At 53.8% G+C, this 17,702-nt stretch carries 10 protein-coding genes; 2 read left to right on the top strand and 8 right to left on the bottom strand.

Annotated features, from left to right (window positions below):
• Positions 1-151 precede the first annotated feature (151 nt).
• The 6 genes from WJU16_RS14750 to WJU16_RS14725 form a co-directional block, all read right to left on the bottom strand.
• Positions 152-1,549 (bottom strand): RagB/SusD family nutrient uptake outer membrane protein, encoded by a 1,398-nt coding sequence (locus tag WJU16_RS14750; protein ID WP_341834254.1) that lies wholly within the window; start codon positions 1,547-1,549, stop codon positions 152-154.
• 15 nt (positions 1,550-1,564) lie between these two features.
• Positions 1,565-4,414, bottom strand: coding sequence for a SusC/RagA family TonB-linked outer membrane protein (locus WJU16_RS14745; RefSeq protein ID WP_341834253.1), 2,850 nt, complete (start codon positions 4,412-4,414; stop codon positions 1,565-1,567).
• Between the two features lie 188 nt (positions 4,415-4,602).
• Positions 4,603-6,036, bottom strand: coding sequence for a SusD/RagB family nutrient-binding outer membrane lipoprotein (locus WJU16_RS14740; RefSeq protein ID WP_341834252.1), 1,434 nt, complete (start codon positions 6,034-6,036; stop codon positions 4,603-4,605).
• A gap of 45 nt (positions 6,037-6,081) precedes the next feature.
• Positions 6,082-9,312 (bottom strand): SusC/RagA family TonB-linked outer membrane protein, encoded by a 3,231-nt coding sequence (locus tag WJU16_RS14735; protein WP_341834251.1) that lies wholly within the window; start codon positions 9,310-9,312, stop codon positions 6,082-6,084.
• A 518-nt stretch (positions 9,313-9,830) separates the two neighbouring features.
• On the bottom strand, positions 9,831-10,529 hold the full coding sequence (locus WJU16_RS14730) for an IS1595 family transposase (protein WP_341834250.1): 699 nt from the start codon (positions 10,527-10,529) through the stop codon (positions 9,831-9,833).
• A 246-nt stretch (positions 10,530-10,775) separates the two neighbouring features.
• Complete coding sequence (locus tag WJU16_RS14725) at positions 10,776-13,178, bottom strand: efflux RND transporter permease subunit (protein ID WP_341834249.1); 2,403 nt, start codon at positions 13,176-13,178, stop codon at positions 10,776-10,778.
• A gap of 84 nt (positions 13,179-13,262) precedes the next feature.
• Between WJU16_RS14725 and WJU16_RS14720 the strand changes: the two genes are divergently transcribed.
• Complete coding sequence (locus tag WJU16_RS14720) at positions 13,263-15,458, top strand: two-component regulator propeller domain-containing protein (protein ID WP_341834248.1); 2,196 nt, start codon at positions 13,263-13,265, stop codon at positions 15,456-15,458.
• Positions 15,459-15,475: 17 nt separating this feature from the next.
• A complete protein-coding gene (gene recO, locus WJU16_RS14715) occupies positions 15,476-16,210 on the top strand; it encodes a DNA repair protein RecO (protein WP_341834247.1) in 735 nt (244 codons plus the stop codon).
• Here the strand turns inward: recO and WJU16_RS14710 are convergent.
• Positions 16,207-16,980 carry a UDP-2,3-diacylglucosamine diphosphatase gene (locus WJU16_RS14710; RefSeq protein ID WP_341834246.1) on the bottom strand — a complete coding sequence of 258 codons (774 nt, stop codon included), beginning with the start codon at positions 16,978-16,980 and terminating at the stop codon, positions 16,207-16,209. The two genes, recO and WJU16_RS14710, sit on opposite strands and share 4 nt — an antisense overlap.
• An 83-nt stretch (positions 16,981-17,063) precedes the next feature.
• A complete protein-coding gene (locus WJU16_RS14705) occupies positions 17,064-17,699 on the bottom strand; it encodes a lactate utilization protein (RefSeq protein ID WP_341834245.1) in 636 nt (211 codons plus the stop codon).
• Positions 17,700-17,702 lie beyond the last annotated feature (3 nt).

The raw sequence follows: 17,702 nt of genomic DNA, 5'->3' as shown, positions 1-17,702 counted from the left end.
AATTTATTATAGAATAAATTGAATATCAATTCATAGAATTAAATATTAAATGTGTTTAAGCCAACAGATTAATAAGAAGAAATAGCCCGGAAAAGCGTGTATGCTTCCGGGCTAGTTCGGTTCAGATCCATTATCGTTACCTCAACGGGCTTTATTCATATAAAGGGTGCTGCCGGATATTACGATTCGCCTGCAATTCCGCAAGCGGTATCGGCATATAATAATTTTTTCGTGCAGGCGATAAAGTTAGATCCGTTCCGCCTACCGCTACGATATCCGCCGGCAAGCGCACGATGTCTTTCTTCCACCGGCGAAGGTCGAAATAGCGATGGCCTTCAAACGCCAGCTCACGGAAGCGCTCCTCCTCGATCGCAGCCATCGCCTGCGCAGCATTGCCAAATGCACTGTGCACATAATTATTGATACGCTGGCTGCGCAATGCCTGTAGATCGTTGTTCGCCGCGGCGATATCCGGACCCGCCTTGCGCACCTGCGCTTCCGCATGGATCAGGTACATCTCCGACACACGGAATAATTTAATATCCGTCAGGTTGTAATTCGCGGGCTGCCCGCCTGCATATTTCGTAACCGCCCACCGCGTATCCACAGGCGAAGGATTCAGGTCTGCAATCCAGGAATTAAAACGGACATCGTTCGCGCGATCGAAAACACCGATCAGTTTGAACGAAGGCGCAAACAACACCATACCGCCCGCGAGCCTGTAGAAAGCCCCGAAGCGCTCGTCCACCGGTTCACGTTCCAGCTTCCAGACCACCTCATTATTCCGTACATCCGTCCAGATTTCCGGGAACTGTGCAGCGGTAGCCAACGGCACCGCGTCCATTACCTCCCGGGAAGCGGCGATGGCCGTCGTCCAATCCTGCTGGTACAATGCCGTTCTCGCTTCTATCGCCAGCACCGCCAGCCGCGTAATGCGCCCGGCACTGGTCCAGGAAGCAGGAATGAGTGCCTTGGCGCCGTCCAGATCTTTGCGGATCTGTGCGAATACTTCTCCCACTTTATTCCGCGCGGGCTGACCAGCCTGCGAAACCGTCATAATCGGTACTCCCGCCGAATCCGCGGCATAATCCACCGCGTAATGGCGCAGCAGTTCGAGGTGGCAATATGCGCGAATGGCCAGCAGCTCACCTTTCAAACGATGCTTTCTTTCCACGTCCGGCAATTCAGCATGTACACCGTCGATCACCGCAAGAATGCGGTTCACCCGGTCGATCGCCTGGTAATTGCCCTGCCATGCCGGCACCACGTTCGGCGTGGAAGCATCATGCTGCCATTCAAACACCTTTACGCCATCGTTGCTGGTGTTTTCCATCGGCAACATATTCTCATCGGAAATGAGGGAACTAATTTTAATGGACTGCCCGTTGAGCGCCGCATAAGCACCCAACACGCCTGTATTCACGTCGTCGACATCCTGGAATGCAACAGAAGCGTCTTTCACCCCGGCAGGCTTCACATCGAGGTCCCCCAGACAGGATGCCGCCATCATCCAGGCCGCGAGCAAACTATATCTAAACATTAATTTCATCGGTCATTATTTAAATCAGAACTGGATACGAACGCCCGCTACCAACGTGCGCGGCGATGGATACTCGAAAAATGCATTGGCATTATTATCTTCCGGATCAAATCCGTTCCACTTCGTTAAGGTCAGCAAATTCTGCCCCTGCACATACACCATCGCGCTCTTCACCACTTTCAGCGGCGCGAGGCAATGCTCCGGCAACGAATAGGCGATCTGTGCATTGCGCAAACGCAGGAACGATGCGTCCTGGATGTGGGCAGACGAGAAGGTCCGCGGACTCGTTATCGACGCTTCGTTCGCTACATCCCCCGGCTTACGCCAACGATCCAACCATCTTACCGACTGGTTGCTGAATATGTTCCCGTTATTGTTCAGCGTGTAATAATCCATCGCATTATACCGGTTGTAGCCAGATACGTAGGAGAAGAGCACATCAGCCGTCCAACCCTTGTAACGCAAGCCGGTGGTAATGCCGCCATACATTTTGGGATCGTTGGAACCGAAGTCGGCCACGCTCATGGACATAATATTATAGTTCGCCGTTTTGTTGCCGCTGGCGTCGTAGTATAGCGCCTGCCCTGTCTGCGGATCCACGCCTGCATACTTCACGATGTAATGCGCGTTAACGGGAAGGCCTTCGCGGATGAGAAAGGTGCTTTTCTGATAACCGTTGGCGCCTCCGAGGCTGGTCACACGGTTTCGGTTGTACGTAAAGTTGGCGCCTGCCGTCCAGGTTAGTTTTTTGGTGCGGATGATATCGCCGTTCAGATCCAGCTCCACGCCGCGGTTGCGGATATTGCCGGCATTGATGCTGCGCGAAGTAAACCCGCTCGTCATCGACAGCTGCTCGTCCAGGAAAAAGCCTTTCGTAGTGCGGTTGTAGAAATCGGCCACAAGGCGAAGACGGTTATCAAAAAACGCGAGATCAAGCCCTGCATTCAGCATTTCCGTTTTCTCCCATTCGTAATCCGGGTTGCCGATGGCAGCGGGTGCAATGCCCGGCTGGCCGTCGTATCGCGACGGGCCGTATCCCGAAGCGTAGGCAAAATACTGTGCCGGTGGCGCCGCGGATGTTCCGTAACTGGCGCGAACGCGCAAGGTATTGATCCAGCTGACATGCTCCAACCAGGGCAGGTCGTAACCCGCACCAATTGAGTAAAACGGCTGCCAGCGATTCTGCGAAGGCAGGGTCGAAGAACCGTCGTAACGATAGCTAAGGTTGAGGCTGAAACGCTCGTCCAGCAGGTAGCGCACAAGCCCTACCCAGGAAGCCAGCGCCCTGCCGGTGCGGGTACCGCCCACCTGCGGGATGAACCCGTTGATGGGAGATCCCGGCATGGTGGCGGACAGGGTGCCGTCGAGCCCCGGCGTAAGGCCGAAACCTGTGGCTTTCAGATCCGACCACTTCAGACGGTTGAATTCATAAAACCCGGCTACCACGAGGCGATGGCGCTCATGCAGCAATTTATCGTACGTGATGCCCGCCGAAGACGTGAACTGGAAGAAACGGGACATCGCTTCCGCATGCATCCCCTGCCCGCCCGCGGCTGCTCTCCCGGCATTGGAGCCGGGTGCGGCGGAGCGGATCTCGTTGTTCTCCCTGAAATCCAGTCCCATGTTGAAAGTGGCGTACAGCCAGTCGTTTACCTGGTAGCGGAGCGCGGAACTGAGCAAACCTTTCAGCTGGTTCACGCGGTTGGTCGTGGTTTCCATCCGCTCCAGCGCGTCGGAACCTTCCCGGGTGTCGAACGTGCCGCCGAAATTGGCTTTGTTGCCGCTGTGGACGAGCACACCATTTACATAAGGCTGCTCATAGGGCAGCGCATAATAGACGGAGGCAAACGGATTGGCGACGGAAGACAGGGCTTCGCTTTCGATGAGGTCGCTGCCGGTGTAGCCCACGGCGGTATTGATGGACAGCCTTAATTTGTTGCCCGTAGCGTCGAGGTTGGTGCGGAAAGTGTAACGATCGAGGCCGGAGCGGTAGGCGATGCCCTGCTGCGAAAGGTAGCTGGCGGAGGAATAGAACCGCACTTTATCGGTGCCGCCGCTGGCGGATAATTCGTATTCATGGAAGGGCGCCGCGTCGCGGAGGAAATAGTCCATCCAGTCGGTCTGGATGCGGCCGAGGCTGTCGAGGATCGCTGCGTTGCGGGCTTTGGCGCTGGCGGGCAGACCGGCGTTCGCGGGATTGTCGGCGGAGAAGATCCATCCCGCGCCGATTGTTCTGCCGGTTTCTTTTCCCACTTCTTCTTCAAACTGCAATCTTTCCTTCGTATTCATCATATCGAAGCGGCGGCGCGAAGGTTGGGAAATACCGTGACGGGTGTTGAAGGAGAAGCGCACATCGCCCTGTTGCCCCCTGCGGGTGGTGATGAGCACTACACCGTTGGCGCCACGGGAGCCGTAGAGCGCCGTCGCGTTCGCATCTTTGAGTATGCTGACGGATTCGAAGTCCGCCGGGTTCAGCCCGATGAACACGCCGCTTTCCACGGCGATGCCGTCAACGATGTACAAGGGCGCCGAAGCGTTCATATCGCCGATATCGGCGTTGGTGGCGGTGCCCCTGATCACCATACGGGCGCCTGCGCCGGGTTGCCCGCTGCCTGCGGCCACATACAATCCGGGCGCGCGACCCTGCAGCATTTGGTCGAAGGAGGCCATGGGCGCCTGTTGGAATTTATCCCCTGAAACGGTGGTTACCGCGCCTGTGTATTGCTTACGGGTGGCGGTATTGTAGCCGGAAATAACGACTTCGTCAAGGAGCCGTTTCGATGGAATAGCTGTGTCTGGCCGGTTGTCTGATGTCTGTGCAACGCCGGGAATGCTGATGGCGGAAACCAGCCATAGCGATAGCGTTTTTTTCATGAGATTTGCTTTTGTGTCTAATGCCCCGAGAGGATGTAACAGTTTACAACCACAAGATACTGAAATTCAACTGATATCACAGTACACTTAAATGTGATTGGAAAATTGGCGGGATATTATATGAAAAAGCAAAAAAAGCCGCTCCTTTTCCGGGAGCGGCTTTTTACATAATTATCGTGTTACGAGGCTTAGTCGGCGATGTCCCACCAGAGACGTTCGCTGTTCGGCCTGTGTTTTACGTTAGCGAATTCGCCGTTGGTATTGGCTTCCGTTTCAGGATAAGGAAGACGAACGGGGAACTTTCCGCCAAGGCGCTGTTGTACCGACAGATCGAAGAAGTCGGGGAAACCTGTACGGCGCCATTCGGTCCAGGCTTCGAAGGCCTGCCATCCGTTCATGGCGAAGTATTTCTGGGTGATGATCGCCTGTATCTGGGCGGCCAGCGTTCCGGGCCATTCAGCAGCGTCGGCGCTTGCGATGTACGCAGCGGCTTCTGAGCCAATTTTATTGGCTTCGAAACTGGCAGTGATCCCGTTATTGAAGAGCGTTTGCGCGCTGCCGGTAGTGAACCAACCGCGGGCGCGGGCTTCTGCTTGCAGGAAGTAGCTTTCCGCTTCGGAAATCAGCACAACAGGCGCTAAAGCGGAGTTGTTATCCGCACCGAGGCCGCCGGTTGCTGCGCTAGGGAAGGAATAATCAAAATCAGGCGTGTTCTGGAAGTCGCCCTGAAGCCCACCTACAATGGTGTCCTCAACGCCGTCCCAGGTTACCTTGGTATAGAGTTGCTCCAGACGGGGATCATTATTCTCCTTCATGGCATCCAGGAAAGTGCTGCTGGCCACGAGGTTTTGGGTTCTGCCAAGACCGAGGATTTCGGAGAACAGGGGGTTCTCGTTACCACCGGAGGTAGCATACTGGATCGCAGCGGAAGAGGTCAGCAGCGGTTCATCTTCCAGGCCTTGAATGCCGGCCGCGGCGCGCGTTGGGTCTACCGCGCTGATGCGGAGATAAGCGCGCAGTTTCAGCGTATTGGCGAAACGGATCCACTGGTCGATATCACCATGGAAAACCAGGTCTTCGCTTCCAACTTTGTTGGGGCTGGAAGGATTCAGGATGGCAAGACCACGATCGAGCCAGAGGAAAATGCTGTCGTAAACAACTTTCTGCGACTGATACGGGATGTTCAGGCTGGCACCTTCGTTCAGCGCATCCTTCAAAGGCACGTCTCCCCAGGCGTCAGTGATCATCTGGTAGGTGTAAGCCCTCATGATATGCGCGATGGCAGCGTGCTGGTTGAGGCTGCCCGCATTTTCAATCACACGTTTGTAATCCTGCAATGCACCCGCGTACAAAATAGCCCAAGGGTTATTTGACGTGGAAGGCTGGAGGTTATAACGGTCTTGGCTACGGTACTGGCTTGAAAACGGGTTTTGCGTCCAATATTGTGCCCACATGCCGCCAGTGATACCGAATTGGTTGGAAAGCACGTGCGCCGTAGCCGCCTGCGCGGAAGGCAGTAGCAGCTTCACATCCGCTACTAACGGCTGGTTGGGGCTTTCGTTCACATCCAGGAACTTGCCGCACCCAACCGCTGTTACAGCTATCCCAACAGCTAAAGCCACATTTTTTATATTCAATTTTCTCATTCTTCAATTTTTTAGTAACTGTTAAAAAGTAACTTTCACGTTAAAGCCAATGTTCCGCAGAGAGGGTTGGGCAGAGAAGTCCAGACCTTGCTCGTTGGAAGAACCACCGGAATTCACCTCAGGATCTACATATTGGTTTTCTTTCGGTGTCCACAAGAACAGGTTGTTACCGAACAGTCCTATGGTAACGTCGCTAAAGATGCCTCTGTTCAGCATATTTTTCGGGAAACGGTAGCTCAGGTTAGCCTCGCGCAGTTTAACAAACGAACCATCCAGTACATGCTGGCCCGCAGGTATGGTCGTTGACCAGTAACCTTCCATGTCGTATTCTGTTGTGTTCGGAATGTATTTGCTGGCATCGTTCGGATCTACGACTACAGAATTCGGGAACGGATGGGGAACGCGGCCATTAGCAGCGGTTTCTTTTGCTACGCCAACAAAATCCATCAGGTCTTTCGTTCTGGAATAAAACATACCACCCTGTTTGGTATCAAACAGTACGCCCAGGCTCCAGTTTTTAAACTTGATGTTGGTACCGAGTGATGCCATATAATCCGGGTTGTAGTTTCCGAGGTAAACGGATCCAGATGTTAAAAGCGGATCACCTGTGGAAGGATTTACGATAACTTTTCCGTCAGGCGTTTTCTGGAGATCCTGGGAATAGAAGGTACCATAAGGTTTACCTACTGCCGCAACGATAGACATACCGCCGAAGCCGCCCAGAACGATCTGGTCTACACCAGGCAACAGCGAAAGCACTTCACTCTTATTTTTGGTATAAGTACCATACAGTTCAACGCTCAGACCATAAGAAGTCTGAATAGGCGTGCCGCGCAGGGCAAGTTCAACACCTTTATTCTGAATAGAACCCGCATTTACCACTTTGGTAGTAAAACCGCTGGCTGCAGAAATAGGAATGCTCAGGATCTGGTCTTTGGATTTATTCTGATAGTAGGAGAAATCCAGGCTCAGCCTGTTCTTGAAGAAGCTCATTTCGGTACCCACCTCAAATGCGGTGGTGATCTCCGGTTTCAGGTCGGGGTTCCCGATCCTGTTGGATTGTGCCAAACCAGGAATGCCATTCAGCGGGAAACGGGTGGCGCCGAAAGGCCCGAGGATGTTGGTACGGTCATAGAAAGTATTCAGCAGATAAGGATCCGCATCATTACCCACCTGCGCCCAGCTGGCGCGGATTTTACCATATTCAAACCAGTCGGAAATCGCAGCGTCTTTCATCAGTTCAGTGAATACGAAAGATGCGTTCACACTCGGATAGAAGAAAGAACGGTTGTTTTTCGGCAGGGTCGAAGACCAGTCGTTACGCGCGGTAAGGCCCAGGAAGAGCATGCTGCGGTAAGACATGTTAATGTCTGCGTAAACACCAATGAGGCGGCGGCGGGTGAAAGTGTTCACCGCGTCGATCGGACCATTGGAGTTACCGAAGTTATACCACCCGGGAACCACGAGGCCGCCGGATGGGTTGGTTTCCACATCGGAAACATCGAACTGGCGCTGACGGATATTATGGCCTAACAGGATGCTACCTTTGAAGTCGCTGCTGAATTCATGTTCAGCGGTAATCATCAGGTCGTTTACAATCTCGGCGAGATTGAAAATTTCCTCCTGGTATTTACCTGCAGCCACCTGGGTGTTTGCCGCAACGCTATACTCTCCGGAAGTATTATCAGCGGGAGCAAAGCTGAATTTCGGGTACTTGTACTTACGACGGTCAGCATACACGTCCACACCAAGGCGTTCAACAACGTTCAACCATGACAAGGGTTTCCAACCCACCTGGAAGTTACCGGTAATACGGTCTACCGCATTTTCGTTGCGATAGTTCGCCAGCTGCCAGTAAGGATTCACGGTATAAGCACCATAATAGCCATACAAGGGGTTGCCGGCGGGATCAAAGATGTTACCGAAGCTGTTGTAAGGGTTGCTCATATCTTTCAGCGAAGTCAGGGGGATGTCGCGGGGCATCTGGATAACGGAGTTCCAAACGGAACCGTCGCCCTGGCCACCCTGTACCATGTTCGACTTGATCTTGGCGTAGTTGAAGTTTACGCTCGTAGTGAGGTTATGCGCGAGTTCGGCGGAACCGTTGAAACGCACATTGTACCTGTTGTAGGTGTCGGTATGGCCCGGCATAACACCATCTGAGTTCAGTGAGTTGAGCGACAGGAAGTAAGTCGTTTTGTCGCCTGCACCGGAAAGCGCCAGGTTGTTGTTGGTTGCCATACCCATGTCAAAGAAATCTTTCACGTTGTCCTCAATAGCGGAGTAAGGCTTCTCCTGGCGAACACCGTTGATTTCCTGTCCCCAGGGTTGCATCTGGCCATTAAAGGGCGCACCCCAGCTCCAGTTTTCCTTGGGGTCATTAATGTAACCACCAGCACCGTCAGAATAACCCTGCCCGAATTGGTTCTGGTATTCAGGGATTTTCAGTACGGAAGAGAAAGTGTTCGCCGTGTTGAACGAAACGTTCATTTTGGACTGCCCCTTCTTGCCCGATTTTGTGGTGATGATCAAGGCGCCATTAGACGCGCGTGAGCCGTAGAGCGCAGCTGCCGCGGGGCCTTTCAGGATGTTGATGGACTCGATGTCGTCCGGGGAGATGTCGTTACCACGGTTACCGAAGTCCACGGAAGAACGGCTGTCGCCGCCACCCATCAGGCCGCTGTTGTCGATGGGAACACCATCCACTACCATCAGTGCCTGGTTGTTACCGGAGATGGAAGAACCACCGCGGAGTACGATACGGGTAGAGCTACCGGGAGCGGATGCGGTACCGGAAATGTTCAGGCCGGGAACTTTACCGGTGAGGCCGTTCAGCGCGCTTACGCTCTGGCCTTTGGTCAGCTCTTCCGCCTTAACGGTCGGCGCCGCGAAACCCAGGGAACGTTTTTCCCTCCGGATGGCTTGCGCCGTAACAACTGTTTCTGTGAGATTGGTTACGTCGGTAGTCAGTACGACGTTTACTGTTGGACCGGAGATTCTTGCCTCCTGATCTCTCATACCGATGAATTTAACCACCAGTACGTCTACACCAGACGGGACATTCAGTGAATAATCACCTTCCGCGTTGGTAACGGTTCCGACATTCGTGCCTTTCGCGATAATTGTGGCACCAATGATCGGGGTCCCGTCATCTGCCGCCGTCACCTTTCCTTTAATGGTTCGGCTCTGCGCCATTACCTGTCCCGATATACATACCAGGATCAGGAAAAGTGCGGTTAGACCTTTCCTCATAAGCATAATTTAGTTGTTTAACAGAATTTTAACAGACAAATATAAATTACTTAACTCTTTTGTAACGCAATTGGTTTGTAATTTTTTTGGAGGGGACATACATATTTTTTTGGTGAATACTTTTTTTCATGATAGGTTGAAAGAGTACAATAAGAAGAAAGTATATGGATATGTCGCCTGCATCCCTTGTCCCGGCTGGGTTACGACCAGGTACAAAAAGAAAAAGCAGGCGACAAGATTATCACCCGCTTATCATCAACCAAAATCTAAATCGAGATCTTTAGAATGGTTTTGATGCCCCGCATCGCTGCAGCGCACAATATTTTTTATGGCAGATACACTGTTTGGTAAAGTTTTACATGCAGTATCCCGATAAGACTTTGATCGGCCCATAGCGACGGAATATCCGGACGCCACGCGTTTTGCGAATCCTTTTTTCATAAGCGACAGACTTTGGTACTGTAAAATTACTGGTTTTCCCGTAATCTACATCAAATGTCGCCCCCAACTAATTTGGGTCAAGATAAGTTTAACGGATAAGTCTTGAGAAGATTAAGTAACACTGCGTATAATTCTTCATGTCTGTTGTTGTATCGAAACTCACATTCTTTCAAATGGAGGTATGCTGTATTTCTGTTTAGCCCTTTGAATTTCGCCAGGCGGTGCTTCGTCAGCCCCCAGAACCCGTCCACATCATCCAGCGCATTTTTGCTGTCGGCTTCGTGATGCCCATGGCCCAGGTGGTACAAACGATATTGGCTCAGGTCCACCACGCCGTTGAACCGCCGGATCCGCTCCGCGCTACCCACCGTCTCCAGTACCGACCGTCCGCGGGCTATCGCCTGGATCATCGAACGGCTCATATCCGGAAGAATCTCAGTGAACACCTTGTTGTCGCTCTTGTAAATCCCGAAGATTACGGGCTTCACAATGCGGTCAACATCGGTTTTAACGGCAACGGCTATGTCTTGCTGCTGATGGAGAGAAAGGTTACGGTGACTATAAGAAGCGGCCCCCGCTTGCTTTTCAGGTTGCAAAGACTCGCAGTACTTCACAATCTGCATCCTGATTTTTTTCAGGTAACTGTTGATCGTTACCCGGCTCACACCACTGATATTGGCGATCTGGGTGGCGGTTAAATCTTCGGAGAACAGCTTTAGTATCTCCTTAAATTTACGCTCAGACAAATGAGCGCCCTTTAGGAACTTATTTTTCATGGTACTAAGAGGATTAGAAATGGCACTCTAAACCTCTAACTTTTTCTCCGCTATATATAATGCTTTATTATAAACGGCGAATACCCCGTGATGAACGCCCCCTACTAGATTATTTGGCTACCCCCCAACGAAAAACCCGTGGCAAGCGGCCACGGGTTTAATTCTAATGCTTTACAGATGGAAAATATTTATCTAGTGCGTTAAATCACTTTACTGGTTAAACGGTCTTAAAACAGGATGAGCGTATCAATTTTTCCGCTCATCCAGCCCGATTTCCTTCATTTCCAGGTCCGCCTCATCGTCCAGCGCCTTCCACAACTCCTTCTTCCGCGCCTTCTTCTGCAACGCCTTCTCCATCCACAACAGCATCGCCGGCAGTATCGTCAGGTTCGTGACCATCGCCATCACCAGCGTCAGGCTCGTTAACCAACCCAGCGCCTTCGTTCCCTGGAACTCCGAAAAACTGAAAATCATAAAGCCCGCGAACAGGATCAGGGATGTGTAAATAATACTCAAACCCGTATCGTTGATCGTATGCCTAACGGTGGCGGATATATCATAATTATTCAACGGCAATTCCTGCTTGAAATTCACCAGGAAACGGATGGTAACGTCGATGGCTATACCGAGCGCAATACTAAACACCAGCACGGTCGACGGCTTGATCGCGATATCCATCCAACCCATCACCCCAGCCGTTACCAGCAACGGAATAATATTCGGCACCAGCGAGATCACCAGCATCCGCCAGCTGCGGAACAGGTACAGCATGCAGAAAATGATCAGCACAAACGCCAGCAGAATGCTTTCTGCCAGCCCATTGATGATGAACCGGCTGCCTTCCAGGAAGATGATACTCGTACCGGTAAACGTTACATTATACTGCGCGGTGTCAAAGATCCGGTCAACGTGCGGGCGCAGCGAATCCAGCAGCAGCGGGAGCGCCACGGATCCCACGTCCGCCATATTCACGCTCATGCGCGCCACCTGGCGGGTGCTATCCATAAACGACGAAACGAGTTGCGTAAACACCGATTTGTCGCCGTTGCCTTTCATCCGCAGGTACGGCGCCAAAAAGCCAATGTCGAACTGGTTGGGAACGGTATAGTTGAGGCTGTCGCCATTATAATACGCCTGTTTCGCGAATTTGATCCCTTCGGCGACTGACAGCGGCCGGGCGAAAGCGGGTTGTTCGGCAATAATTTTACCCAGCTCGTCGAGCTTTTCGAGGGTGCGCAGGTTCACGACGCCGTTTTTCTTCTTCGTGTCTACCGCGATTTCCAGCGGCATCACGCCTTTGAAGCGCTGTTCGAAGAACTTCAGGTCGGTATAGAGTTTATCGCTTTTCGGAATATCGTCGACGATGAAGCCCACCGGCCGGAGGCGCATCATCCCCACCCCGGCCAACACCACCATAATCACCGTAAATGCGTATACCCATGGCCGGTAGTTGAACACAAGCCGGTTCAGGAATTCCAGCACCCAACGGCAAGCTTTATTGTCCAGGTAACTGGTATGCTTCGTTTTCGGCGGCGGCAGGTAGCTCAGTACCGAGGGGAGGAAAATGAAGGAGATGAGGAAGATGAGCATGATATTCACGCCGGCAACCACCCCGAACTGCTTCAGGATTTCGGAATTGGTGAAGTAAAACACCCCAAAGCCGATCGCCGCCGTGAGGTTGGTGAACAGCGTAACGATGCCCATTTTTTGCACCATCCGCACGAGCGATTTCATCTTATCGCCATGCAGCGCGTATTCCGTATGGTATTTGTTGAGGAAGTATACGCAGTTGGGGATCCCGATCACCACGATCAACGGCGGAATCAGACCTGTTAACAGCGTGATCTTGTATCCGCACAACACAATCGTCCCCACGCTCCAGATCACCCCGATCGCCACCACGATCATGCTCATGAGCACGGCGCTGAACGACCGGAAGAACAGGAGCAGGATGAGCGCGGTAAGCACGAATGAGATGTACAGGAACATCTTCAGCTCGTCGGCCACCTTGGTCGCCATGATCGTCCGGATCATGGGAAGGCCGCTCAGCTTCACGTCCAGGTTATGCTTTTGCCCGAATGCCTCGGCGATCTTCTGGATATTTTGCACCACCTCGATGCGCCGCTTGGAATTGAGGATTTCCTTGTTGATGTGCACGGCCAGCAGGTAACTGTTGGAATTGGCGCTATAGAGCAGCCCTTTGTAGAAAGGCAGGGAATGGAAAACATCTTTCAGGCTGTCGAGCTCCGCCTGCGTTTGCGGCAGGGGCTGGAACAGGGGCACGGCTTTCAGCTTTTTCGTGCTGTCGTCTTTCACCAGGTTAACGGCAACCGGGATGCTGAGCGTATTTTCCACGGCGGGCACCTTGCGAAGGGCGTCGTTCATGGCGACGTAATCGCGGAAGAAATCCAGCTGGAAAAGGTTATCGGTTTCAATACCAACCACCATCATATTGCCGTCTTCCCCGAACTGTTGCTTGAACTGCTGGTAAACGAGCCATTTCGGGTTATCGCGCGGGATAGCGCCGGTGAACTCGTAGGAGAGCTCCACTTTACTCGCGAAATAAGCCATGATGCCCGTTCCCAGAAACAACAAAGCCAGAAGCCACAAACGGAATTTCAAAACAAAAGCTGCCAGGCGCTGCCACATAGATGAGTCTAGATTTGTTTAAAGGCCATAAAGGTAACTATTCATGTCGATTAATGCATAAGAGATAATTCATAATTGTTACTTTTGAAACATGTTCCGTTACTGGATATTTCTTTTTTAACATTCATTTCCAACGCCTTACGGTCGCAAAACATACCAATCGGCCAATGGCGGGAGCATTTCCCGGCACGCCAGGCCGTTGCCGTTACCGCAGGCGGCGGGGAAATCTTCTGCGCTACGGCGCACGGGCTTTTCTCTGTATCGGCGGACGAGCACGCCATCACCCGCTACGGCAAATCCTCCGGCCTGCACGACGCGGGCATTGCGGCGATGGCCTGGCACGAAGGCACCGGCACTCTCGTGCTGGCATACCGCAACGGCAATATCGACCTCCTGTCCAACGGCAGGGTAACCAACATTCCCGAAGTGCTCCAACGCCCGGGAGCGCCAGACAAAGCCGCCGGCGCCATCCTCATCACGGGCGACAAAGCCCTCCTGCCCCTGCCCTTTGGCATCATCGCCATCGACCTCCGCCGCCGTGAAATCTCCGACACCTGGACGCCCGGCTTCCCCGTTACTTCCGCCGCCATCCTGCAAAACGATATCTACGCCGCCACGCCGCAAGGCGTTTTCCGCGCCCCGCTCAACGCGCCCAACCTGGCAGACCCGGGTTACTGGCAGCCACTGCCCCCGCTTCCCGTCCCCGCGCAACAACTGGCCGCCGGCAGCTACCTGGCCGCCCGTGTCCGGGATACTATTTTCCGTTATGGTAACGGTGCCTGGGAAAAATGGATACATGGCCGCGGGACGATCACCTTCCTCCAATCCGGCGGGAACGTCTTGTTCGCGGGGCTCCCGGGCAGGGTGCTCCGCATCCAGGGTGATACCGAAACCACCTTCGCCCATCCATTACTGTCCGCTCCCGCCGGCGCCGCCGAAACCGGCACTGCGCTTTGGCTGGCCGACCGGCAGAACGGCCTGATCCTTCATCAAAATAACACCTACGCCTCCCTTACGCCCGACGCCCCCGCAGGCACGGGCGCCGGAGCCTTGCTCGCCTACAATGGCGAACTCTGGGCTGCGTCGGGGACGGTCAGCGGTAACGGTTCTCCCTCTGGCAACGCGCTACCGCTTTCCGTTTTCCGGGAAGGCGAATGGTCGCAACCGGGGAATGCGCTGCCCGATGCCGTAGCCCTCGCAGCCGGGAACGGGAATGTGTATGCAGGCTCCTTCGGCGGAGGGGTTTCCACTTTCCGCAACGGCGCCTTCGCCCTGGAAGAAAAACCCCTGGGCCGGGAAAACATCGCGGGACTCGCGGCCGACGCGCAGGGCAACCTCTGGGCTTCCGCCTATGGCGCATCGCAGCAACAGCTGCTGGTAAAACAGTCCACCGGCGGATGGACCGGCCTCAACGTCCCTTTCTTCCTTCCATCCAACGCCCTTTCCCAAATCCTCATCGATAACAGCGATCTTAAATGGATGGTATCGCCGCAGGGCGGAGGTGTGGTGATATTGCATCACGGCGCCAACATCGCCGACGCGCGCGACGACCGCTGGAAGCATCTCCTTTCCGGCACCGGCCGTGGCAATCTTCCTTCTTCGCAGGTCTATTGCCTGGCGCAGGACCGCGACGGCTGGATCTGGATCGGCACCGCACGTGGCATCGGCGTGGTGCAATGCGCGCCGGACATCATGGCCGCCAATGCTTGCGAGGCCTGGCTGCCGGTGGTGCGCACCGATAACTTCGCCGGGTATCTTTTCCAAAACGAACAGGTATTGAGTATAGCCGTCGACGGCGCCAACCGGAAATGGGCGGGCACCCGGAACGGGGCCTGGCTGGTGAGTGCCGACGGGAGCCGGATTTTGCAGCATTTCCATACGGGCAACAGCCCATTGCCGAACAATGCCGTTCAACGCATCGCCATTGATCCCGCCACGGGCGAGGTATTTTTCGCAACGGAGAACGGATTGGTATCCTGGCGCGGCGAAGCAACCGAAGGCAGTGAAACGCAGCAGCCCGGAGCACTCGTCTTCCCCAACCCCGTGCCATCCGGCTACGACGGCCCCATCGCCATCCGCGGCCTCGTGCGCGATGCGTATATAAAAATCACTGATGTAACAGGGAAACTGGTGTTCCAGACGAGGGCGCAGGGCGGCCAGGCTATCTGGAACGGAAAGGATTATACAGGCTTCCGGCCGCAAAGCGGTATCTACCTCATATTGGCCAGTGATGCGGAAGGAAAGGAAAAAATCGTGTCGAAGCTGGTATTTATCCGCTGATAACCGATTTTTGCGGCATGCTGCATAAAACACCGGGCATCGTGCTCCGCACCGTCAAATATGGAGACACCAGCGTGATCCTGAGCATCTTCACGGAACTGTTCGGGATTCAGTCCTATATCGTGAACGGCGTGCGCTCATCCCGCCCGAAAGCGGCCAAGGGCAACATCCTCCAGCCAGGCAACATCCTCGATTTGGTGGTGTATCATCACGAACAGAAAAACATCCAGCGGATTTCAGAATTCAAACCGGGACATATTTACACGACTATGCACGTGAACATCGTGAAAAACACGGTGGCGCTGTATCTCATCGAATTATTGCAGAAATCCCTCAAGCAGCCGGAGCCCGATCCCGAACTGTACCACTTCACCGAAAAGGTATTCCGCGCCCTCGATACCGAGAACACCGCCGTAGCCGCCAACCTCCCGCTTTTCTTCACCTTGCGCTTTGCCGCGCATCTCGGGTTCCACTTCGCGGGGCATTACTCGGAGTACACGCCTTACCTCGACCTCGCGGAAGGTACTTATGTCGACCTTCCCCCGCACCACACCAATTATCTCGACGAAGCCAACAGCCAGCTCACCGACAGGCTACAGAACATCCACCACATCCCCGATCTGGAGCATGTGCTCATGAACAAGGAGCGCCGGCGCAACCTGCTGTACGCGTACCTGGATTTCTACAAGCTGCACCTCCCCGATTTCAAGGAACTGCACAGTCCGCCCATCCTGCACGAAATACTCGGTTAGGCTTCTTCCGTTTTGTAATATTTCAGTTCGGTAGTTGTGCCGTCGAACACGGCGTAGGAATGGTAATTCAGCCAGTCGCCCAGGTTGATGTAGCGCGAATGATCCGCCAGCTTCAGATCGAGCGGCAGGTGGCGGTGGCCGAAGATGAAGTAATCGAAATGCTCTTTTTGTAAAATTTCGCGTGAATAGATCGCCAGCCATTCCTCATTTTCCCCGAGGAAGGTTTCCAGCTTTTCGCCGGTGGCGGCGCGGCTCTTGCGGCTCCAGTAGTTGGCCATGGAGATGCCCCAGTTCGGCGGAATGCACGAAAACAGGAAGCGGCAAACAGGATTGCGGAAGATTTTCTTCAGGAACTTGTACCCGTGATCGCCGGGGCCCAGCCCGTCGCCATGACCGATATAGAATTTCTTGCCGCCGATCTCGTACTGGCGCGGCTCGAAGTAAACAGGAATTTCCAGTTCCTGCTCAAAGTATCCGTCCATCCACATGTCGTGGTTGCCGATGAAGACGGTGATCCCGATGCCTTTGTCGCGCAGTTCGGCGAGCTTGCCGAGGAGGCGGGTGTAACCTTTCGGAACCACATGTTTGTATTCGAACCAGAAATCGAAGATATCGCCGACGAGGAAGATGTGCTGCGCATCGCGGGAAGCGTCGTCGAGCCACTGCACGATCAGCTTTTCCCGCTGGCGGCTGCGGGCCATATCGGGGGCGCCGAGGTGAAAATCAGAGGCGAAGTATACACGTTTGCCGGGCGGCAGATGAATGTTCATGGTTCGGTGTGAAATGTAAAATGCAAAAGTGATGAATTCCTTTTGCATTTTACATGTATCGTTATCTATTGTATGTGAAGTAGTTATTCATCGAGAAGGAAAACATACACTTCCTTCGGCCCATGCACCCCTACTACAAGTGTTTTCTCGATATCGGCGGTACGGCTGGGGCCGGTGGCGAAAGAGATCATGGAGGGAAGATTTCCCTGGTATTTCTCTTTCAGGCGCTGGATGCCATCTTTCACGTCGAACACGAGCTGGTGGGAGAATGCCACCACCAGGTGAACGGGGGCGAACACGGGCAGGGCCCTGCCCGAAGGCTGCGCCGCGCTCATCACGATGGAACCCGTGCGGGCCACGAGCATTTCGCAATCGGTGATGGCCGCGTCCATTTCCGTCATATCGCCTACGTTGAGGTAAGCGGGGTTGAACGGCTGGAGGATGGCTTCCACACCCGGCGTTTTGCAATGAATGTGTTTCCACTCCTTGTTTTCCACGAGCGACTGGAGATTGTCCGCCAGTTCTTCCCGGGAAGAGCAGAAGATGAATTTGCCCTGCAATTTGGAAAACTCTTCCGCGAACTTCAGTTCGAGGCCTTCGTGCTCCGTTTCGAATACGGAATTATTGCCTTCCGCATGAGGGAACGGGAGCTGTACGGGCTGGCTGAGCGCGTTGCGGACCCTTTTCAGGATGTTTTCTTTGGCGGGAGATACTTTCATGGT

Origin of the sequence: Chitinophaga pollutisoli (assembly GCF_038396755.1) — a bacterium.
GTDB lineage: Bacteria > Bacteroidota > Bacteroidia > Chitinophagales > Chitinophagaceae > Chitinophaga > Chitinophaga pollutisoli.
The sequence above is the reverse complement of the archived record's forward strand: the minus strand, read 5'-3'. Positions and strand labels throughout refer to the sequence as shown.